The following is a 21,353-nucleotide window of genomic DNA, read 5'->3' as shown; positions in this document are numbered from 1 at the left end:
ACGATCCGAGACGTGGTTACTTCTTCTTCTCCGCGGCGGCCGTGCCGGTCGACAACGCGGCGACGAAGGCCTCCTGCGGGACGTCGACCCGGCCGATCGTCTTCATCCGCTTCTTGCCTTCCTTCTGCTTCTCCAGCAGCTTGCGCTTGCGGGAGATGTCACCGCCGTAGCACTTGGCCAGGACGTCCTTGCGGATCGCCCGGATGTTCTCCCGGGCGATGACCCGCGAGCCGATCGCCGCCTGGATCGGGACCTCGAACTGCTGGCGCGGGATGAGCTCCTTGAGCTTGGCCGTCATCATCAGGCCGTACTCGCGGGCCTTGTCCTTGTGCACGATCTGGCTGAAGGCGTCGACCGACTCGCCCTGCAGCAGGATGTCGACCTTGACCAGGTCCGACTCCTGCTCCCCGCTCGTTTCGTAGTCGAGCGAGGCGTATCCGCGGGTCCGCGACTTCAGCTGGTCGAAGAAGTCGAAGATGATCTCGGCCAGCGGCAGGGTGTAGCGGATCTCGACGCGGTCCTCGGAGAGGTAGTCCATGCCGAGCATGACGCCGCGGCGGCTCTGGCACAGCTCCATGATCGCGCCGATGTGGTCGCTCGGTGACAGGATCGTCGCCTTGACGATCGGCTCGTACACCGCGCCGATCTTGCCCTCGGGGAACTCGCTCGGGTTGGTGACCCGATGCTCGTCGCCGTTCTCCATGACCACGCGGTACACGACGTTCGGCGCGGTGGAGATGAGCGACAGGTCGAACTCCCGCTCCAGCCGCTCGCGCACGATCTCCATGTGGAGCAGGCCGAGGAAGCCGCAGCGGAACCCGAAGCCCAGCGCGAGGGAGGTCTCCGGCTCGTAGATCAGCGCGGCGTCGTTCAGGCGCAGCTTGTCGAGGGCGTCGCGCAGCTCGGGGTAGTCGTCGCCGTCCACCGGATACAGGCCCGAGAACACCATCGGCTTCGGATCCTGGTAACCGCCGAGCGGCTCCGCGGCGGGCGCGGACGCGATCGTCACGGTGTCGCCCACCCGGGCCTGGCGGACGTCCTTGACCCCGGTGATCAGGTAACCGACCTCGCCGACGCCGAGGCCGGTGACCGGCTTGGGCTCCGGCGAGATCACGCCCACCTCGAGGGTGTCGTGCGCCGCCTTGGTGGACATCATCAGGCTCTTCTCGCGCCGCGACAGGTGCCCGTCGATCACCCGGACATAGGTGACGACACCGCGGTAGGTGTCGTAGATCGAGTCGAAGATCAGCGCGCGGGCCGGGCCGTCGGAGTCGCCCACGGGCGCCGGAACGGTCGCGACGATGTTGTCGAGCAGCTCGACGACGCCCTCGCCGGTCTTGCCCGACACGCGCAGCACCTCGGCGGGGTCGCAGCCGATGATGCCGGCCAGCTCCTCGGCGTACTTGTCCGGCTGCGCGGCGGGCAGGTCGATCTTGTTGAGCACCGGGATGATGTGCAGGTCCGCCTCGAGCGCGAGGTAGAGGTTCGCCAGCGTCTGCGCCTCGATGCCCTGCGCGGCGTCGACCAGCAGCACGGCCCCCTCGCACGCGGCCAGCGACCGCGACACCTCGTACGAGAAGTCGACGTGCCCCGGCGTGTCGATCAGGTTGAGGACGTGGTCCCTCCACGGCAGGCGCACGGCCTGGCTCTTGATCGTGATGCCGCGCTCGCGCTCGATGTCCATCCGGTCGAGATACTGGGCGCGCATCTGACGCTCCTCGACCACGCCGGTGAGCTGCAGCATGCGGTCGGCGAGGGTCGACTTGCCGTGGTCGATATGCGCGATGATGCAGAAGTTGCGAATCACCGCGGGATCGGTCTGGTTCGGTACGGGCGGCACCGGGTTCCTCAGGACGTGACGGATTCAGCGTCTTCCATGGTCCCATGCCCCGTGCCATGCTCTCGCCGTACGGCCCGGGGCTCCGGCACGGGCGGCGCCGGGCCTCCGTGTTGGGGCCGCTGAGAAACCTTGGTAGGCTGTTCCACTGCGTGTGGGCGCGACAGGTCCCGCGCCCCCAATCCATCGACTTAAGACCTGAGGCTTCTTTCGTGGCGAACATCAAGTCCCAGATCAAGCGGAACAAGCAGAACGAGAAGGCTCGCCTGCGTAACAAGGCGGTCAAGTCCGAGCTTAAGACCGCGATCCGCAAGTTCCGTGAGGCCGCCGAGTCCGGCGACGCCGAGGCCACCCTCGCCGAGCTGCGCAACGCTTCGCGCAAGCTCGACAAGGCCGTGGGCAAGGGCGTCATCCACAAGAACCAGGCGGCCAACCGCAAGTCGGCGATCGCCAAGCGCGCCGCCGAGCTGCAGGCCAAGTAAGGCCGACCGACGCGTCAGCGACACCGTGTCCCCTCGTCGGGGCACGGCGTCGTCGTGCTTTCCTCCTGTCGGGCGGGCTCGACCGGCCACCGCATCGGCCGTCGCCGCGCGCGATTCGGGACGTACCGGCATGGGAAGCCGCCGGGGTCAGCCGCATTCGTCGATCATCGCCTCCACGTCCGCCCAGATCGGGGCGTGCCGTACCCAGCCGGGCGGCTCGGCCGGCTGCGGTCCGAAGAGGATGAGGTGCGGCACGATGCCGCGCAGCGCGGCGTGCACGTCCAGCCGGTCGTCGATCATGTGGGTGATGCCGAGGTCCGTGCAGTGGCCGGCCTTGTCCGCGCGGCGGCGGCAGAAGCGGACGTTGCCGCGTGCGATGCCGGTGCGCCGGTAGAAGTCGTGGTGGTCGAGCCACTGCAGCGTCCGCTGCCGGACCTTCTCGCCGCACTTCGAGATCACCCACGTCCGTCCGCCGAAGCGGGCGACGAGCCCGGGCAGCACCTCGAAGGTTCCCGGTGTGGCCGGCGTGCGCATCGCCTCCTCCAGGCCGCCGCCGAGGAAGGTCGTGTCCTCCTCCCCCGCGTCCGTGGCGCCTCCCTGGATCACCCGACCGAAGTCGACGCCGAGGCGCGGTTCCTTGATCTTGTTCATGGAGCAAGGGTGAGGCACCGGCGAATGGGATCAAACCGATTTATCCCGTCGGCAGGAAAGACCGGCCGGTAGAAGCGTCCCGGCCGGTAGAAGCGTCAGCGTCCGGCGCGGGCGGCGACGATCTGCGCGATCGCCTTCTCCAGCGCGTACGCCGGATCCGCGCCGCCGCCCTTGACCTGGGCATCGGTCTCGGCCACGACCTGCAGCGCCCGCGCCACCCCCGCCGGCTCCCAGCCGCGCAGCTGGGCACGCACCCGATCGATCTTCCAGGGGGGCATGCCGAGTTCCTTGGCCAGCCCGGCGCCGCGCAGGCCGCGTGGCGCGCCACCGACCTTGGCGAGCGACCGTACGCCCTGAGCCAGCGCGCTGGTGATGAGGACCGGGGCGACGCCCGTCGCCAGCGCCCAGCGCAGCTGTTCCAGCGCCTCGGCGAGCTTGCCCTCCACCGCCCGGTCGGCGACGGTGAACCCGCTGACCTCCGCGCGTCCCCGGTGATACCGGCCGACCGCCTCGTCGGTGATCTTCCCACCGGTGTCGGCGACGAGCTGACTGCACGCGCTGGCCAGCTCCCGCAGGTCGGTACCGACCGCGTCGAGGAGGGTACGGGCCGCGTCCTCCCCGATGCTCCCGCCCGCCCGGCGGATCTCCGCGCGGACGAACCCGACGCGATCGCCCGGCCTCGTGATCTTCTGGCAGGTGATCTTACGGGCGCCCGCCTTGGTCAGCGCGTCGAGCAGCGCCTTGCCCTTGGCGCCGCCCGCGTGTACGACGACGAAGTCGATGTCGTCGGCGGGGTTCGCGGCGTACCGTCCGATCTCCGCGGCCAGGTCCTTGCCGAAGTCCTGGGCGGAACGCAGGACGACCACACGCCCGCCGCCGAACAACGACGGCGAGGTCAGCTCCGCGAGGGCGCCCGGCGCGAGGGAGGCGGGGGTCAGCTCATGGACCTCGACGTCGGCCTCGCGGGCACGGGCCGCGGCGACGACGTCGCCGATCGCCCGGTCGACGAGCAGTTCCTCGTCGCCGACGACCAGGGTTAGGCGTTCGGAAGACACGCATGCAGCATGCCACGGCATGAGACCTGGCATCGCCCATCCGCCGCCCTCCGCCCGGTCCGCCGCCCGTCCGGTCCGCCGTCCGCTGCCCGCGTCATCGCCGCACGGCCCGCGCCGGATTCGATGGGCTCGCGGCAAAGCCGGGTGGGCTCAGTGCGACTGGTCCCAGCCGCTCGGGCGGAAGGCGACGGCGCGCAGATCACCGATGTCGTCGTTCTTGGGGTCCTTCGGCAGGCCCATCAGCCGCGCGAGCGTGCGCCAGGCCAGCGGGTGGGCCTCCTTGTACTCGACGAGTACGGCCCGACGCTCTTCGTCGGGCAGGAAGCGGTGCTCCGGCTCCAGCAGCCGAAGATGTCCGATCCGGAGCTCCAGCGCCCGGCCCGCCCGGAGGTTCTTCACCCAGTCGGCACGGTTGCCCCAGCCGGAGAAGACGATGACCTCGCCGGCCTCATGGTCGAGCTTCACCACCTCCAGGACGGTCTCGCGGCGCAGCCCGCTGAGTCGTCCCTGATGGGCGAGGTAGAGGAAACGCTTGCCGAGCAGGAAGCCGAGGTTCCGGTGATAGATCCAAAGAGGGGCGCGAACCACACGGCGCAGGAACCCGTGCGGTCGGGGGGCACTGGAGATTCCTCGGGGCATTGTCCAATGATGCCGCCGATCAGCACGTCGCCGCACGCCGGACGGCTCGCCCGATCGAGATCGGCCGGTCCCCCGTGTGATCCGGGCCGCAGCGGGAATCCCTCCTTTCCGCCGCGGGTTGTTCGAAGGTGCCCGAACTTCAAGAACTGCCGCTTTCCGTGCTCGATCTCGTCCCTGTGAGCTCGGATACGACCCCCGGGGCCGCGCTGCGCGCCAGCATCGACCTGGCGCGGGCCGTCGAACGCCTGGGCTACCACCGGCTCTGGGTCGCCGAGCACCACAACATGCCGGGGATCGCCAGCTCCTCACCCCCGGTGCTGATCGCGCATCTGGCGGAGGCGACGTCGACCCTGCGGGTCGGCTCCGGCGGGGTGATGCTGCCCAACCACGCGCCGTTGGTCGTCGCCGAGCAGTTCGGCATGCTGGAGGCCCTGCACCCCGGGCGGATCGACCTCGGCATCGGCCGGGCACCCGGTACGGACCAGGCGACCGCGTACGCGCTGCGGCGGAGCGCCGACCTCAACGTCGAGGACTTCCCGCGTCACCTCGCCGAGCTACGGGCGTTCCTCGGTGGATCGTCGCTCGGGATCAGGGCGGTGCCCGCGGCCGAGAACCCGCCGGAGGTCTGGCTGCTGGGTTCCAGCGGCTACAGCGCGCAGCTCGCGGGCGCGCTCGGTCTGCCGTTCGCGTTCGCCCACCACTTCAGCGCGCGGTTCACCGAGCCTGCCCTGGAGCTGTACCGCTCGACCTTCCAGCCGTCGGAGACCCTGTCCCGGCCGCACGCCATGGTGACCGCCGCCGTGGTCTGCGCCGACACCGATGAGGAGGCGGAACGGCTCGCCGCGCCCATGGGCCTGTCCATGCTGCGGCTGCGGACCGGAAAGCCCGGGCCGTTGCCGACGCCGGAGGAGGCACAGGCGTATCCGTACACACCTCAGGAACGCGAGGCCATCGGCACGATCACCGAATCGCACGTGATCGGCGGCCCGGAGACCGTGCGCAAGGGGCTGCTCGATCTGCTGGACCGCACCCAGCCGGACGAGCTGATGATCTCGACCAACGTCGGTGATCCCGCCGCCCGCCTGCACTCGTACGAACTGGTCAAGGAGATCCTGCAGGCCGGGTGACCAACGACCCGACCGACCAGGCCACCGGTCGCCGCGTCCGGTAGGACTGGTCGATTTGTTCGTTGCTTCCTCGGGATGGTCGTGAGGGTCGTACCGGATGCTCGGGAAAGACCTCGCCCGTGGGCTGATATGTGGGCTTTTCGCCCTTCCCCGGACCACGATTGCCGAGCATTCGGTACGCCTCCTGACCGGAAGCCGTCCCGACCGACTACTGCACGCATCCGAGAGCCGTCAGAAACCGGCCGCCTTCATCTCACCGGCAGCACGGCCGTCCAGTACGTGGGCATTCCTGAATCGGGTTTCAGCGTGCACGCGCCCTTGCCAGTGGGCTGCGGTCGGCCGTGCTGTGCCCAGCCAACGCGCCGGTCAGCGATGACCTACGCGCCGGGTGACCACCGCGGGGCCGTTCCGGGACTGGATGACGGCGACGTCTCCGTCGCGGTCCGTACGATAGGCGCGTAATTGCAGGCGGGCGAGCAGGGACATCGTCGACGGCGCCGGATGCCCGTAGTCGTTGTGCGCGCCGACCGAGGTCACCGCGATCCGCGCGTGCACGGCGGCCAGGAAGTCCGAGTCCTGGTGCGACGAGCCATGGTGCGGGACCTTGAGGACGTCCGCGTGCGGCAGTCCGGCGGCGAGCAGCGTCTGCTGGGCCTCGACCTCGACGTCCCCGCCGAGGAGCACCGTCAGCCCCGGCCACTGGGCGAACAGCACAACGCTGGCGTTGTTCACCTCGGTTCCGGGGTCGCGGGTCGACACGGGAAGCGTGGTGAGCGGGCCGAGCACGCGCAGGGTCAGCGATCCCGCGGACCAGACATCGCCGATCCCGGCGGTGACCACGCGTCTTCCGACGAGCAGGCGCCGCTCCTCCCCTTCGCTGTCGGGGCTGATCAGGACGGTCCCCACGGCGCGGCCGCGCAGGACGCCGGGCACCCCGCCGACGTGGTCCGCGTGCGGGTGGGTCAGCACGAGCAACGGCACGGCGCGGATCCGCAGGGCGCGCAGGCAACGGTCGATCGAGTGGGGGTCGGGACCGGTGTCGACGACCACGGCCCGGCCGGGACCGGCGGCGAGCACGAGCCCGTCGCCCTGGCCGACGTCGCAGGTCACGAACAGCCAGCCGCGCGGCGGCCACCCTGGCGCGCAGGCGTGGCCGCCGATCACCACCACCGCCGCGCCGACCGCAGCGGCCGCGGCGACGCGACGCGCGCCCGGCCGGCGCAGGACGAGCGCCCCAATGAGGAGAGCGGCCGTCAGCAGTGCCGCTCCGATCGCTCCGGCCGGCCAGTCGATCGCGGCGTACGGCGCGCGGGCGCACAGCCGCGCGACGCCGGTGATCCAACCGACCGCCAGCCCGGCCGGTAGGACGATCAGCCGGGCGAGCGGCAGTGACCCCGGCGCGACCGCTGCGGCCAGTACCCCGAGCAGTGTCGCGGGTCCCACCGCGGGGGCGGCGAGGAGGTTCGCGGGCACCGCCACGAGGCTCACCTCGCCGTCGAGCAGGACGAGGACCGGAGCGCACGCGACGTGGGCCGCGGTCGACACCGCGAGCGGCTCGGCCAGCGCGCCGACCATGCGGCGGAGCAGCCGCCCGGGCACGCTCCGGGGCAGCCATCGCGTCAGACACCGTCGCCAGGGCGGACCGAGCACGAGGATGCCGGCGGTCGCGAGCGCCGACAGCGCGAAACCGTACGAACGGGCGAGCTCCGGGTCGAGGAGTACCAGCACGAGGATGGCGGCGCACAGGGCGGGAACCCCCCGGCGCTCCCGGCCGGTGACGACCGCGAGCAGTGCGACCGAGCCCATGACGGCGGCGCGCAGGACGCTCGGCGACGGACGCGCCACGAGCACGAAGCCGAACACCGCCAGCCCGGCGAGCAAGGGCACCGCGCGACGGCCGAGGCCCGTGAAACGGCCGGCCATCAGGACCGCGCCGATCAGCAGGGAGAGGTTCTCGCCGCTGACCGCCATCAGGTGCGTCAGCCCCGCGGCCTCGAACGCGTCGGCGAGCTCCGGGGCGAGCAGCGACGTGTCGCCGTCGACCAGGCCGGGCAGGACGCCGCGCTGGTCCGCCGGCAGCCGGGACGCCGCCGCCCGCAGCCGGGACCGGATGGTGCTCGCCCACCGTTGCAGGAGCGACGGCCGGCCCACGAGCGCGGGCGGCCCACGGACCAGGCCGACCGCCGCGAGCAGTTCCCCATGCCGCGGCGTGACGAGCCGCGCCGTGAGCCGAACCCGCTGGCTCGGCACCAGAGGTCGCCACGCCGGATCGTCTGCGAGCAGGAGCACTGGAACCCGCACCCGCCGTCGCCGTGTCGTGCCAAGCGCGAACTCCACCTCCTCCACCCGTGCCGGTACCAGGACGGTGTCGCGCCGACGCGTCTGCCCGGCCTTCAGCACCGCCGGGTCCCCGGTGACCACCGCGCCGAGCCGCACCGTGGCACCCCGGACCGCGAGCGCGCGCATCGGCCCGGACCCGACCGCAGTGAGCCGAAGCCCGACGCCCACGGCCGAAGCCGCGACACACGCCAACGTTCCCGCCAACACCCGCCGCGCCACCCGCGCCCGACACTCCGTCGGCGCCCGCCGCAGCTCCGAGAACCACCGCACCGCAGCCATCCACCGCCCCACCGGCACCCAGCGGACTCCCCGAAATCGCCGTTCCACCGACATCCACCGGACCGCCGGAACCTGCCCCGCCGCCGAGATCCGCGTCCTCCGAGCGCCAAGCCCTTCGGCCGGACGCTCGGAGACCGCGGTGAGGTCGGCATCGTCGGTCATCCGCTCTCGGACCGTGCGGGCCCCCAGGAAGATGGCTCCAATGGTCGAGACGGTGGCGGTCACGTACGCCACCGCCGTGCCAAGACCTAGCAACACCAGCGCAGCCGACCAGGCGCCCACCGCCGGCGCCGCCAACCGCAGGTCGTGCCCGCCGCCCGTCGAAAGGTCAGGTTCGGGCTCACCACCCAACGGCCCATGCCCGGAGGCCTCGCCCGACAGCACATCCGCAGACACCTCCTTAGTCAGCCGACCTTCGGAAACCTCGCCCATCGGCCGCTCCGGAGAAGCCTCAGCCGTCGGGCCACTCGCGAAGACCTCGCCGACCGGTGGCCCACCCGCCGAGACCCCCTCCCCCGGGCGCCCACCCGCCCAGACCTCACCCGTCGAGCCGCCCGCAAAGCCGTCACCGATCCGCGGCCCGCCCGCAGAAACCTCCCCCGTCAGTCGCCCGTCCGCCGAGACCTCACCCGTCGGGCCGCACCCAGAGCCCTCACCGATCCGCGGCCCACCCGCAGAGACCTCGCCCCTCGGCCGCCCGTCCGCCGAGACCTCGCCGGTCGGGCCGGCCGTAGCGGCCTCGTCTGTCGGCTCGTCGTCGGTGCTCACGCTCGTGGATCCCTCGGACAGGCCGCCCGAAGCGTAGCCCTCGGGCAGCGGCCGGTCGCTGTAGCTTCCGTGCTCACACGGTCACCAGGCCTTTGAGATCGCCGAACTTGGCGGCTCCGATGCCGGACACCTGCCGCAACTCTTCGACGGACCGGAAGGCACCGTGCTGAGTGCGGTAGTCGACGATGCGCTGGGCCAGCACTGGGCCGACGCCCGGAAGTTGATCGAGCTGGGCGACGCTGGCGGTGTTCAGGTCGAGCGGCGCTCTGGAGGGCGTCGCTGCGCCTGGGGGCGCGCCCGACGGGACGGCGGGCGCAGGCGTCGCGTCGACTCCGACGAGGATCTGTTCGCCGTCCACGACCCGGCGTGCCAGGTTGAGAGCGCCGGTCCGGGCACCGGGCCGGACGCCCCCGGCCGCCTTGATCGCGTCGATCACCCGCGCGCCGGACGGCAGGCTCACCACGCCAGGACGTCGCACCTTCCCGGCGACGTCGACCAGCACCGGTGACGAGGACACCGCGGGCGTGGCCAGTGCCGTGGGCACGCCGCGGTCGGGCGACGAGGCGCCCAGCGAAGCGGCCGGATGCGCCGCGGAGCGTACGACGGCCGCGGGCGCGGGCTGCGGCTCAGGGCGAGACCACCAGAGGTAGGCGGCCGCGACGAGCGCCGCGAGGAGGCCGACCGCCGCCAGCACCCGGAGACCGGGGATGCCCGGATCGAGCCGCACCCGTCCGCCGGGATCGCGGGGCGCTGAGCGTAACGCCGCGCCCGGCGGCTCATCGCCCGTGTCATCGCCGGGCCCGAACGACCGCGGTGGCCGGAAGACGTCGCGGAGCCGGTCGAATGCGGTGGGATCGAGGCTGGACATGCCGCCGACGCTAACGGACCGGTCACCTTCGGCGACGGGCCCAGCGCGGATTGTGGATAACTTACGACTCCCGGCGGGAGACCGCGACGCCGAGCATCCCGGGGCCCACATGCGCGCCGATGACCGGCCCCACCTCGCCGACGTACAGATCGTGCAGGTCCGGGACACGTTCCCGCAGGTGGCCGGCCAGAGCCGCGGCCCGTACGGGAGCCGCCAAGTGCTGGACGGCGATGTCCACGGGTCGGTCGCCGGCCAGTTCGACGGCCAGCTCCTCCAGCCTGGCGAGGGCGCGGGAGGTCGTGCGGACCTTCTCCAGGGGCGCGATGCGGCCCTCGACGATGCGCAGCAACGGTTTGATCATCAGAGCCGATCCCAGCAACGTCGCCGCCGCTCCGATCCGCCCGCCCCGGCGCAGGTGCTCCAGCGTGTCGACGTAGAAGAGGGAGCGGGTCGCGCGGATGCGCCGGACGGCCGCATCGGCCACGGCGTCGAGATCGCCGCCGCCGACCGCGGCCCGGGCGGCGGCCAGCACCGAGAAGCCGAGCCCCATGCCGAGGGAACGGCTGTCCACCACCCGGACCGGGATGGACGCCTCTTCGGCGGCGAGCCGGGCGGACTCGACGGTTCCCGACATCTCCGCGGACAGATGTATGGACGCCACCCCGATGGCCCCCGACTCGGCCGCCTGCCGGTACGCGACGGCGAAGCTCTCCGGCGAGGGCCGGGACGTCGTGACCGGACGCCAGTCCCGGAAACCCTGACCCGCCTCCGCGGCGGTTCGCCCTGAGCCCTCCTCGAAGGTCTGCCCGCCGACCCCGACCTGCAGAGGCACCACCACGACGCCGTGTGCCACGACCAGTTCGTCGGGCAGATAGGCGGTGGAATCAGTGACGACCGCGACGGGTGCTGTCATACCGGGAGTTTAGGACGACACGTCATATCAGCCGCGCAACCCGGCCTCAGCGCGTCGCTCCCCGTTACGGCTGCTCCGGTGGCGGACCGCAACTCTCGGAAAAGGTCGTCGCGCGACAGCACCTTGTCCCGCTATGCGGCGATATGGGACTGACTTTCTACGGCGTTCGCCGAGACTTTCGTACGCGCATCGGATCCGGCCGACCCCCTGCGGATCCGGCCGACGCCCCGAAGGCCCGGGCGCGCCGAAGGCCGCGCGGCTCCGGAAGATCACACGGCACCGAAGGGCCGAACGGCGCCGAAGGTCATTGAGGCGTGGTGGACGGCTCGCCGTCTCCGGCTCTGATCGACGCTTCCTCGGCCCCTTCCTCCGCGTCCGCTTCCCCGGAGCCGGTGGCCGACGCCGACGCGGGGCGCTGTACGCGGGCGGCCGGGGACCGACGGCCCACGACGAAGTAAATGATGATCGCGGCGTTGAGCGCCAGAGAGCCGATCGGGCTGACGAACGCGACCAGTCCGGACAGGAGATAGCTCACCGGGCCCACCAACGACCGGCGGCGCGCCTCACGCGCCACCTCCCGGCCTCCCGGATGCAACAGGTGCGGCCGGGCACAGAGGTGGTTCCACAGCAGTGTGAACCAGACCGCCGTCACCAGGACCGACGCCGAGTAGAAGACGGCGGCCGGGACGGCGTCGTCGCCGGTGAGGTGGTTGCCGAGCGTGGCGGTCGGCAGCGGCAGGTACGCCAGGGTCGCCAGCATGCCGAGGTTCAGGAGGAGCAGGCCGCGATCGACGCGTCGCACCTGGTGGAACAGGTTGTGATGGTGGATCCACGCGATGCCGATCACCAGAAAGCTGACGGCGTACGCCGCGAGGGCCGGCCACTCGTGGCGTAGCGCGGGCCACACCTCTTCATCGGCGGCCGGGGCCTTCACTTCGAGGATGAGCAGCGTCGCCGCGATCGCGATCACGCCATCACTGAACGCCGCCAGCCGGCTTGGGGTGACCGCGGTCGCCGCCTCCTCGGTTTCACCAACACGCTCGGACACGACAGACGACTCCAAATGATCAGCACGGTGGAGCCGCATCGTACGCGGACTCGGCCGGACAGGATGCTCGGTGAAGGTCGGACTCGGAAGATGACTTGCGGCGTTCGTCCGCTTTCGTCACCCCGGTCACCGAGCCTTCGGTACGCGCCGACGCACGGCGCACGACGCCGACCGCGCCATGGCCGCCGCGCCGACTTCACCGACGCACCAGACGCATCGCACGCTGAGGCCGCCCGTCCACGGCCCAGTTCCATACGTAGGGAGCTTGAGGCGGCCCGCCCGACGGCGCAGGGCCGAGCGTAGAGGGCCTGACCCTGCCCGCCCGACGACACAGGGTCATGTCAGGGCGCGGGCGAGGTGGGCCGTCTTGCGGTCGCGTCGAGGGGTCGCAGGGGCATACCGGCAGCGTGCCGAGGCGTCGCTGGACGGCGGCGCCTCATGCGTACGGCGTGCCGGGCTGTCGTCTTACGGCTGGACGGGGACGCCGCCGCGCCAGACGCGGAGCGCGCGGAGGCCGAAGGCCCAGGCGAACGCGCCCTCGTGGTCGGCGTCCCACAGGACCATGTCGGCGTACATGCCCGGGACGAGCGCGCCGCGGTCGGACACGCGGAGGGCGGCCGCGCCGCCGAGCGTGGCCGCGCGGAGCGCCTCGTTCACGCTGAGGCCGAACATCGCGACCGACAGCCCGATCACCAGCGGCATCGAGGTGATGCCGCACTGGCCGGGGTTGTGGTCGGTGCCGAGCGCGAGCGTGACGCCGCGGTCGAGCATGGCCCGGACCGGCGGGGTGCGGCCGTTGTGCAGGGCGCTGCCGGGGCAGACCGTCGCGGCGACGCCGCCGTGGTGCAGCGCCTTGATGTCGTCGTCGTTGGCCTCGGTGAGCAGGTCGGCCGAGGCGCAGCCGACCTCCGCCGCGACCTGGGCGGCGCCGACCCGCTCGTTGGCGCAGGCGTGCAGGCGCGCCTTCAGGCCGACGCGCTGGCCGGTCATGAGCAGGACGCGGGCCTCGTCCGGCGTGAAGTGGCCCTCGTCGCAGTAGACGTCGATGCTGTCGGCGCCCGCGGCCGCCGCGTCACCGGCCCACAGGCGGACCGCCTCGATGTAGTCGCGGCGGCGGCCGAAGTACTCCGGCGGCAGCATGTGCGCGGCGAGGAACGTCGCGTGGATGCGCGGCATCGAGGGTTCTTCCTCGAGCGAGCGCAGCATCCGGACGTCGGCCAGCTCGCCGTCGCGGGTGAGGTGGTATCCGGTCTTCGCCTCGACCGTGGTCGTGCCGGCGCAGATCCACTGCCGGAGCCGTTCACGGACGTTGTTGCACAGGGTCCAGGGGTCGGTGCCGCGGGTCACGGTGACCGTGGAGGCGACGCCGCCGCCCGCGGCGACGATCTCGTTGTTGGTCGACCCGCTCGTGCGCATGGCCAGCTCGGCCCAGCGGTTCCCGGCGTAGACCGGGTGCGAGTGCGCGTCGATGAGGCCGGGCGTGACGAGGCCGCCACCGAGGTTCTCGACGTGGTCGACATCGACGATGTCGTCGATGACACCGGGGACGCTCTGCGGAAGGTCCGAGGCGGGACCGGCCCATACGATCCGGTCGTCGTGCACGAGAATGGCCGCGTTGCTGCACACATCGGTGCCGGTCCACAGCCGGCCGATATTCGTCAGCAAACGCACGGTCATCGCGTCACCGCCCCGTTCTGCGGGCGCGCGCCGGTGAAGGGTGTCCGGACGCCATGCAGCGGGTCACCTGCTCTCGCTCGATTACGCCGGCGGCATTGCCGACGGACCCAAGTCGGAAGAATTAGGGGTGATCAGCCGACCACCTGGAGCAACGAGCCCGGGAATATCGGTTTCGTCACGGTAGTGCACGGAAGGCCACGCTGTACAGCCTCACGCGACATACCGCTTCCAAACCGCCCCAGCGGCCGACTGCTACAGGTGCATCGAAGATACCTCACCCGGAACGCCCCGCCGTACCGAACGACGGAATGCCGGGATCCTCGGTTCCGTACCACGAACTCGGTTCCGCCCCGGAACCGGCGACGGCCGAAACGGCCGCCGCCGACTCGCGAAATGAACGATTATGCCGGGCAGTGCCGTACGGCGGAATCCGCATCCGGACTCATCCGTACGGCCTTATCACTCAGGCGTGTGCGGTGACGTACGGCTCCAGCTCGCCGGCCACCCGTGCCGGCACCCGGGCGTGCAGCGCCGTGCCGTCGGGGGTGTGCTCCTGGGAGAGCACCTCACCGAGGTCGTGCACCCGGGCGACCAGGTCGCCGCGCTCGTACGGCACCAGGGCGTGGACCTCGTGGTCGCCGCGCGGGAGGTTCTCCTCGATCGCTTCGAGGAGCCCTGTCAGGCCCTCGCCGGTACGCGCCGAGACGACGACGCTGTGCGGCTCACGGCGGCGGAGCCGGGCCAGGGAGAGGGCGTCGGCCACGTCGGCCTTGTTGATCACGATGAGCTCGGGCACGTCGTCGGCGCCGAGCTCGCGCAGCACCTCGCGGACCGCGGCGATCTGCGACTCCGGGTCTATGTCGGAGCCGTCGACGACGTGCAGGATCAGGTCCGCGTCGGCGACCTCCTCCAGCGTCGAGCGGAACGCCTCGACGAGCTGGTGCGGCAGGTGGCGCACGAAACCGACGGTGTCGGCGATCGTGAAGGCCCGGCCGTTCGGCGTGCTGGCCCGCCGGACCGTGGGGTCCAGGGTGGCGAACAGCGCGTCCTCGACGAGGACGCCGGCGCCGGTCACGCGGTTGAGCAGGCTGGACTTGCCGGCGTTGGTGTAGCCGGCGATCGCGACCGAGGGGACCTGGCGGGTGCGCCGCCGGGACCGCTTCGTGTCGCGCGCCTTGCCCATCTCGTCGATCTGGCGGCGCAGCCGGGCCATGCGGGACCGGATCCGGCGCCGGTCCAGCTCGATCTTCGTCTCACCGGGGCCGCGTCCGCCGATGCCGACGCCGCCGGCGGCGCGGCCGCCGACCTGCCGGGACAGGTTGCCACCCCAGCCGCGGAGGCGGGGCATGAGGTACTCGAGCTGGGCCAGCTCGACCTGCGCCTTGCCCTCGCGGCTGCTGGCGTGCTGGGCGAAGATGTCGAGGATGAGAGCCGTCCGGTCGATCACCTTGACCTGGACGATCTCCTCGAGCTGACGGAGCTGGCTCGGAGTCAGCTCGCCGTCGCAGATCACGGTGTCGGCGCCGGTGGAGATGACGACGTCGCGCAGCTCCGCCGCCTTGCCGGACCCGATGTAGGTCGCCGGGTCGGGCTTGGAACGCCGCTGGACCATGCCCTCGAGAACGTCGGATCCGGCGGTCTCGGCGAGGAGCGCGAGCTCGCGCAGGGAGTTCTCGGCCTGAGCCTCGTCGCCGTCGGTCCAGACGCCGATGAGGACGACGCGCTCGAGGCGCAGCGCGCGGTATTCGACCTCGGTGACGTCGCTGAGCTCCGTGGACAGGCCGGCCACGCGCCGCAGCGCCTGCCGGTCCTCCAGGTCCAGCTCACCGGTCAGCGGGGTCTGCTCTGGGTCTTCGAAAGAAAAGTTCGTCATGTTCCCCCATGTCAACGCCGGAACGTCGCCGGATCTTCCCCGATGCTCCCATGCCGACGCCGGGAGCACACCTACTTATTCCGGACCGGCCGGCGCCGTCCCGAGTGTGGGCTTCCCCGAGGGGGGAGGAGTACTCCGGCCCCGTTGACCGAGCTGCGGCGATCTTAATATCGTTTCCATCAAGCAGAAGAATAATTTCACTGTGCGAAAGGATGGCGCCGATGTCCGAACCTCAAGGCGTGGAGCTGACCGGCCCGGTCGGCGAGCGTCACGATGAGATCCTCACGCCCGAGGCGCTCGGCTTCCTCGCCGCCCTGCAGCGTGAGTTCGGCGGCCGCCGGGACGAGCTGCTGCGCAAACGCGCCGAGCGGCAGGAGGAGCTGACCCGGGGCGGCACGCTGGACTTCCTGCCGGACACGGCGACCGTCCGCCATGACGACTCCTGGCGGGTCGCCAAGCCCGCGCCCGGCCTGGAAGACCGCCGCGTGGAGATCACCGGTCCGACCGACCGGAAGATGACCATCAACGCCCTGAACTCCGGCGCCAAGGTGTGGCTCGCCGACTTCGAGGACGCGAACACGCCGCTGTGGGAGAACATGGTCGGCGGCCAGCTCAACCTCCGCGACGCTCTGGACCGCACGATCGACTTCGAGACGGGCGGCAAGTCCTACCGGCTGAAGCCGGACGAGGAGCTCGCGACGATCGTCGTCCGTCCGCGCGGCTGGCACCTCGACGAGAAACACGTCCTCGTCGACGGCGCGCGAATGTCCGGCTCGCTGTTCGACTTCGGCCTGTACTTCTTCCACTGCGCGCGGCGGCAGCTCGACAAGGGCAAGGGACCGTACTTCTACCTGCCGAAGATGGAGAGCCACCTGGAGGCGCGCCTCTGGAACGACGTCTTCAACCTCGCCCAGGACCTCCTGGAGATCCCGCGCGGCACGATCCGGGCCACGGTCCTGATCGAGACCATCCCGGCGGCGTTCGAGATGGAGGAGATCCTGTACGAGCTGCGGGACCACTCCGCGGGGCTGAACGCGGGCCGCTGGGACTACCTGTTCTCCGTCATCAAGAAGTTCCGTGCCCGCGGGCGGCGGTTCCTGCTGCCGGAGCGCAACGCGATCACGATGACGGCGCCGTTCATGCGCGCGTACACCGAACTGCTCGTGCGCACGTGCCACAAGCGCGGCGCGCACGCGGTCGGCGGCATGGCCGCGTTCATCCCGTCGCGCCGCGACGAGGCGGTCAACAAGGCCGCGTTCGAGAAGGTGCGGGCGGACAAGACCCGCGAGAGCAACGACGGCTTCGACGGCTCCTGGGTCGCCCACCCCGACCTGGTGCCGGTCTGCCGCGAGATCTTCGACGGGGTCCTCGGCGAGAAGCCGAACCAGCTCGACCGGCTCCGCGAGGAGGTCTCCGTCTCCGCGTCGGACCTGCTGTCCGTGGACAAGACGCCGGGCGAGATCACCGAGGCGGGGCTGCGCAACAACATCAGCGTCGGCCTGCAGTACATCGCCACCTGGCTCGGCGGCAACGGCGCCGTCGCCATCTTCAACCTGATGGAGGACGCCGCGACCGCCGAGATCTCCCGCTCCCAGATCTGGCAGTGGCTGCACAACGACGTGAGCCTGGCCGACGGCCCCAAGATCACGAGGGAGCTGGTGGAGCGGATCATCGAGGAGGAGCTCGGCAAGATCCGCGAGTCGTACGGCGACGCGTTCGACGAGCAGCTGTTCGCCGACGCGGCGTCGCTCTTCACGGAGGTGGCGCTCGCCGACGACTACGCCGATTTCCTTACGCTCCCGGCGTACGAGCGGATGCCCTGACCCTCGCCGATCAACGAAAAAAGGGCGAGGATATCTGGTATGGCACTACTGGACGCGCTCGCGGAACGGCTCAGGGAGATCGTCGGCGCGGAGAGTGTCATCAGCGATCCGGCGGAGCTGGCCACGTACGACTGCGACGGGCTGACCTATCACCGTGCCACGCCCGGCGTGGTCGTGCTGCCGGACACCGCCGAGCAGATCGCGGCGATCGTCCGGGCCTGCGCGGACGCGGGCGTGCCGTACGTCGCGCGCGGGTCGGGCACCGGCCTGTCCGGCGGCGCCCTCCCCCGTACGGACGGCGTGCTGATCGTGACCTCCAGGATGCGCCGCGTCCTGGAGGTCGACGCCGCCAACCAGCGCGCGGTCGTCGAGCCCGGTGTCATCAACCTCGACGTCACCCGGGCGGCGCGGCCGTACGGCTACTACTTCGCACCCGACCCGTCGAGCCAGCAGGTCTGCTCGATCGGCGGCAACGTCGCGGAGAACTCCGGCGGCGCGCACTGCCTGAAGTACGGCTTCACCGTGAACCACGTCCTGGCCTGCGAGGTGGTCACGCCGGACGGGGAGATCGTCGAGCTGACCGAGGGGCCCGGCTACGACCTGCTGGGCGCGTTCGTCGGCTCGGAGGGCACGCTCGGCATCACGACCAAGGTCACCGTACGGCTGACGCGCCTGCCGGAGACCGTGCGCACGCTGCTGGCCGGGTTCGACTCGATGGAGCGGGCCGGCGCGGCCGTGTCGGCCATCATCGCCGACGGGGTGGTGCCCGCCGCGATCGAGATGATGGACGCCCTGTCCATCGAGGCGGCGGAGGCCGCGGTGAGCTGCGGCTACCCGCCCGGCGCGGGCGCCGTGCTGATCGTCGAGCTGGACGGTCCCGCGTCGGAGGTGGACGCTCAGTTCGAGCGGGTGAAGGAGCTGTGCGCGGAGGCGTTCGAGCTCCGGGTCGCCGCCGACGACACCGAGCGCGGGCTGATCTGGCGGGGCCGCAAGTCGGCGTTCGCCGCGGTCGGGCGGATCAGCCCGGACTACATCGTGCAGGACGGCGTCATTCCCCGGACGATGCTGCCGCAGGTCCTCGCGCGCATCGACGCGATCTCGCGGGAGCGCGGCGTGCGCGTCGCGAACGTCTTCCACGCCGGCGACGGCAACCTCCACCCACTGGTGCTGTTCGACGGTTCGGAGGCGGGTGCGGGCGAACGCGCCGAGGAGGTCTCCGGGCGGATCATCGACCTGTGCATCGAGCACGGCGGGTCGATCACCGGCGAGCACGGCGTCGGCATCGACAAGGTCGAGCACATGCCCCGGATGTTCACCGGCGAGGACCTGGACACGATGCAGATGGTGCGGTGCGCGTTCGACCCGGCCGGACTCTGCAACCCGGGCAAGGTGTACCCCACGCCCCGGCTCTGCGGCGAGGTCCCCGGACGGCGCAAGGGCGTGCATCCGCTGGTGGAGAGCGGAAAGGCGGACCTGTTCTGATGGCGCCTGTTCTGATGGCGGACTCACTGCCGGCGGTTCTTCGATGACCGCCCTCGACGATCTCGCGAAGGCGTGCGAGGTCCGCCCGGGCGAGGCGGGCGACGCCGTACAAGGACTGACACCGTCGTACGTCGCCGCGCCCGCGACGGTCGCGGAGGCCGCCGACCTGATGCGGGCCGCCGCCGGGCACGGGCTCACGGTCGTGCCGCGCGGTGCGGGCACCAAGACGCACTGGGGCGCGCCGCCCGACGGCTGCGACCTGCTCGTGGACACCCGCCGCCTCGGCCGGATCGTCGAGCACGCGGCCGGGGACCTCGTCGTCAAGACCGAGGCGGGGCTCGCCCTGGACGACCTGCGCGCGGTGCTCGCGGGCGCGGGGCAGCAGCTCGCCCTCGACCCGCTGCCGCCGGGCGGCACCGTGGGCGGGATCCTGGCGACCGGGAGCGCCGGGCCGCGCCGGCTGCTGTACGGCTCGGCCCGCGACCTGCTGATCGGCATCACGGTCGTCCGCGCCGACGGCGTCGTCGCGCACGCGGGCGGCAAGGTCGTGAAGAACGTCGCCGGGTACGACCTCGGCAAGCTGTTCACCGGGTCGTACGGAACGCTGGGCCTGATCGTCGAGGCGGCGTTCCGGCTGCATCCGGTGCCGCGCGCGGCGGCGTACGTCTCGGCCACGGCCGCCGACGCCGCGCAGGCCCTCGACATGGCCCAGGCCCTGCTGCACTCGGCGCTGGTACCGGCCGCGATCGAGGTGGACGGCCCCGGTCCGATCACCGTGGCGGCGCTGTTCGAAGGCGTGCCGGACGGCGTTCCGCCCCGGGCGGAGGCGGCGCGGAGCCTCATCGGCGGCCGGGTCGGCGAAGGCCCGCCGGGCTGGTGGGGCCGCCTCCCCGACGGCGAGGTCCTGGTCGAGGTACGGGCCCTGCCCACCGCCCTCGCGGACCTGCTGACCGAGCTCGAGGGCCTGCCGACCGGACTCGAGGGCGCGGCGCGGATCCGCGGGTCGGCCGGGCGCGGCGTGTGGCATGTCGCGCTGCCCGCCGACGGCGCGGACGACGCCCTGCGGCGGCTGCGCCGCCACGGCACGGCCGTCGCGCTCACGGCACCGGCGGGCGTACGGCTCGACCGGTGGGGGCCGATTCCGGCGCTGCCGCTGATGCGGCGGGTCAAGGACCAGTTCGACCCCGAGCACCGGCTGGCGCCGGGCCGCTTCGCCGGAGGTATCTGATGGAGGAGTTCCGGAGGCTGCTCGACGACTGTGTGCACTGCGGGTTCTGCCTGCCGACCTGCCCGACGTACGTCCTGTGGGGCGAGGAGATGGACTCGCCGCGCGGCCGCATCCACCTCATGGACCAGCTGGAGCGCGGCGGGCCGCTGACCGCGTCGACCGTCGAGCACGTCGACCGCTGCCTCGGCTGCATGGCGTGCGTGACCGCCTGTCCGTCCGGGGTCCGCTACGACCGGCTCATCGAGCTGACGCGGGAGCGGATCGAGGACGACCAGCCGCGGTCGCGCGGGGAGCGGCTGCTGCGCGAGCTGATCTTCGCGGTCTTCCCGTACCCGCGGCGGCTGCGGGCGCTGCGCGGGCCGCTGCGCGCGTACCGCCGGCTGCACCTCGACCTCGGGCCGCTCCTGGAACGGGTCTCCCCCACCCTGGCGGCGATGGAACGCCTGACGCCGCCGCCTGCCCGGCGCGTGCGCCTTCCGGAGCGCGTCGCCGCCCGCGGTGAGCGCCGCGCCGTCGTCGGGATGCTGACCGGGTGCGTGCAGCGGGAGTTCTTTCCCGGCGTGAACGCCGCCACGGCCCGCGTCCTGGCCATGGAGGGCTGCGACGTCATCGTCCCGAAGGGCCAGGGCTGCTGCGGCGCGCTCTCGCTGCACAGCGGGCGGGCCGAGGAGGCCAAGGCGTTCGCCCGCGCGGTGATCGAGGCGTTCGCGGACGTGGACGTCATCGTGGTCAACGCGGCCGGGTGCGGGTCGGCGATGAAGGACTACGGCGCGGTGCTCGCCGACGACCCGGAGTGGGCCGAGCGGGCGGCGGCGCTGTCCGCCAGGACCCGCGACCTCGCGGAGTTCCTGGCCGAGCTCGGGCCGCGCGCCACCCGGCACCCGCTCGAGCTGACGGTCGCCTACCACGACGCGTGCCACCTCGGGCACGCCCAGGGGGTCCGCGCGCAGCCCCGGTCGCTGCTCGGCGGCATCCCCGGCCTGCGGATCCGGGAGGTCGCCGACCCGGAGATCTGCTGCGGATCGGCCGGCGTCTACAACCTGCTGCAGCCGGAGGCGGCGAGCGAACTCGGTGACCGCAAGGCGCGGAACGTCGCGGCCACCGGCGCGGACCTGCTCGTCGCGGCCAATCCCGGCTGCACCCTGCAGATCACCACCGCGCTGCGCCGCCAGGGACGGGAGCTCCCGGTGGCCCACACGGCGGAGATCCTGGACGCGTCCATTCGGGGGATCGGCAAGGAGTCGTTTCTCTCCCGGAGGTGAG

At 71.8% G+C, this 21,353-nt stretch carries 16 protein-coding genes; 6 read left to right on the top strand and 10 right to left on the bottom strand.

Going from position 1 to position 21,353, the window contains the following annotated elements; genetic code table 11:
- Window positions 1–16 precede the first annotated feature (16 nt).
- Window positions 17–1,840, bottom strand: a complete 1,824-nt coding sequence (gene lepA, locus ABD978_RS30175; RefSeq protein ID WP_345362187.1) for a translation elongation factor 4 — start codon at window positions 1,838–1,840, stop codon at window positions 17–19.
- 209 nt (window positions 1,841–2,049) lie between these two features.
- Here lepA and rpsT point away from each other — a divergent pair, with 209 nt between their 5' ends.
- Window positions 2,050–2,319, top strand: a complete 270-nt coding sequence (gene rpsT / locus ABD978_RS30170; RefSeq protein WP_345362184.1) for a 30S ribosomal protein S20 — start codon at window positions 2,050–2,052, stop codon at window positions 2,317–2,319.
- Window positions 2,320–2,466: 147 nt separating this feature from the next.
- Here the strand turns inward: rpsT and ABD978_RS30165 are convergent, their stop codons facing one another.
- The 3 genes from ABD978_RS30165 to ABD978_RS30155 all read right to left on the bottom strand — a co-directional run bounded on the left by ABD978_RS30165 (window position 2,467) and on the right by ABD978_RS30155 (window position 4,664).
- The gene (locus ABD978_RS30165) at window positions 2,467–2,970 is read right to left on the bottom strand and encodes a hypothetical protein (RefSeq protein ID WP_345362181.1); all 504 of its coding nucleotides are present in this window, start codon (window positions 2,968–2,970) and stop codon (window positions 2,467–2,469) included.
- 95 nt (window positions 2,971–3,065) lie between these two features.
- Entirely contained in the window at window positions 3,066–4,046 is a 981-nt protein-coding gene (gene holA, locus ABD978_RS30160; protein ID WP_345362506.1) for a DNA polymerase III subunit delta, read from the bottom strand.
- Between the two features lie 129 nt (window positions 4,047–4,175).
- On the bottom strand, window positions 4,176–4,664 hold the full coding sequence (locus ABD978_RS30155) for a nitroreductase family deazaflavin-dependent oxidoreductase (RefSeq protein ID WP_345362178.1): 489 nt from the start codon (window positions 4,662–4,664) through the stop codon (window positions 4,176–4,178).
- A 128-nt stretch (window positions 4,665–4,792) separates the two neighbouring features.
- Here ABD978_RS30155 and ABD978_RS30150 point away from each other — a divergent pair, with 128 nt between their 5' ends.
- Window positions 4,793–5,791 (top strand): LLM class flavin-dependent oxidoreductase, encoded by a 999-nt coding sequence (locus tag ABD978_RS30150; protein ID WP_345362175.1) that lies wholly within the window; start codon window positions 4,793–4,795, stop codon window positions 5,789–5,791.
- 366 nt (window positions 5,792–6,157) lie between these two features.
- On the opposite strand, the gene ABD978_RS30145 is transcribed toward ABD978_RS30150, so the two are convergent.
- From ABD978_RS30145 to hflX, 6 genes are all read right to left on the bottom strand, one after another.
- Entirely contained in the window at window positions 6,158–8,257 is a 2,100-nt protein-coding gene (locus tag ABD978_RS30145) for a ComEC/Rec2 family competence protein (protein ID WP_345362172.1), read from the bottom strand.
- A 994-nt stretch (window positions 8,258–9,251) separates the two neighbouring features.
- Window positions 9,252–10,046: a ComEA family DNA-binding protein gene (locus ABD978_RS30140; protein WP_345362169.1), complete on the bottom strand. Its 795-nt coding sequence runs from the start codon at window positions 10,044–10,046 to the stop codon at window positions 9,252–9,254.
- A gap of 61 nt (window positions 10,047–10,107) precedes the next feature.
- Entirely contained in the window at window positions 10,108–10,959 is an 852-nt protein-coding gene (locus ABD978_RS30135) for a DegV family protein (RefSeq protein WP_345362166.1), read from the bottom strand.
- A 304-nt stretch (window positions 10,960–11,263) separates the two neighbouring features.
- The gene (locus tag ABD978_RS30130; RefSeq protein ID WP_345362163.1) at window positions 11,264–12,007 is read right to left on the bottom strand and encodes a TMEM175 family protein; all 744 of its coding nucleotides are present in this window, start codon (window positions 12,005–12,007) and stop codon (window positions 11,264–11,266) included.
- A gap of 465 nt (window positions 12,008–12,472) precedes the next feature.
- Window positions 12,473–13,684 carry an imidazolonepropionase gene (gene hutI / locus ABD978_RS30125; protein WP_345362160.1) on the bottom strand — a complete coding sequence of 404 codons (1,212 nt, stop codon included), beginning with the start codon at window positions 13,682–13,684 and terminating at the stop codon, window positions 12,473–12,475.
- Window positions 13,685–14,147: 463 nt separating this feature from the next.
- Complete coding sequence (hflX, locus tag ABD978_RS30120) at window positions 14,148–15,557, bottom strand: GTPase HflX (RefSeq protein WP_345362157.1); 1,410 nt, start codon at window positions 15,555–15,557, stop codon at window positions 14,148–14,150.
- Window positions 15,558–15,778: 221 nt separating this feature from the next.
- Here hflX and aceB point away from each other — a divergent pair, with 221 nt between their 5' ends.
- The 4 genes from aceB to glcF are packed head-to-tail and all read left to right on the top strand — an operon-like array spanning window position 15,779 to window position 21,352.
- Window positions 15,779–17,380, top strand: coding sequence for a malate synthase A (gene aceB, locus ABD978_RS30115; RefSeq protein ID WP_345362154.1), 1,602 nt, complete (start codon window positions 15,779–15,781; stop codon window positions 17,378–17,380).
- 39 nt (window positions 17,381–17,419) lie between these two features.
- On the top strand, window positions 17,420–18,862 hold the full coding sequence (locus ABD978_RS30110) for an FAD-linked oxidase C-terminal domain-containing protein (protein ID WP_345362151.1): 1,443 nt from the start codon (window positions 17,420–17,422) through the stop codon (window positions 18,860–18,862).
- 43 nt (window positions 18,863–18,905) lie between these two features.
- Window positions 18,906–20,090 carry an FAD-binding oxidoreductase gene (locus ABD978_RS30105; protein ID WP_345362148.1) on the top strand — a complete coding sequence of 395 codons (1,185 nt, stop codon included), beginning with the start codon at window positions 18,906–18,908 and terminating at the stop codon, window positions 20,088–20,090.
- Window positions 20,090–21,352 carry a glycolate oxidase subunit GlcF gene (gene glcF, locus ABD978_RS30100; RefSeq protein ID WP_345362145.1) on the top strand — a complete coding sequence of 421 codons (1,263 nt, stop codon included), beginning with the start codon at window positions 20,090–20,092 and terminating at the stop codon, window positions 21,350–21,352. Before ABD978_RS30105 ends, glcF begins: the two co-directional genes overlap by 1 nt.
- The last annotated feature ends 1 nt before the right edge of the window (window position 21,353 follow it).

It is taken from the genome of Actinoallomurus liliacearum, from assembly GCF_039542035.1.
GTDB classification, from domain to species: domain Bacteria; phylum Actinomycetota; class Actinomycetes; order Streptosporangiales; family Streptosporangiaceae; genus Actinoallomurus; species Actinoallomurus liliacearum.
This window is presented reverse-complemented; position numbering and strand designations above follow the sequence as displayed.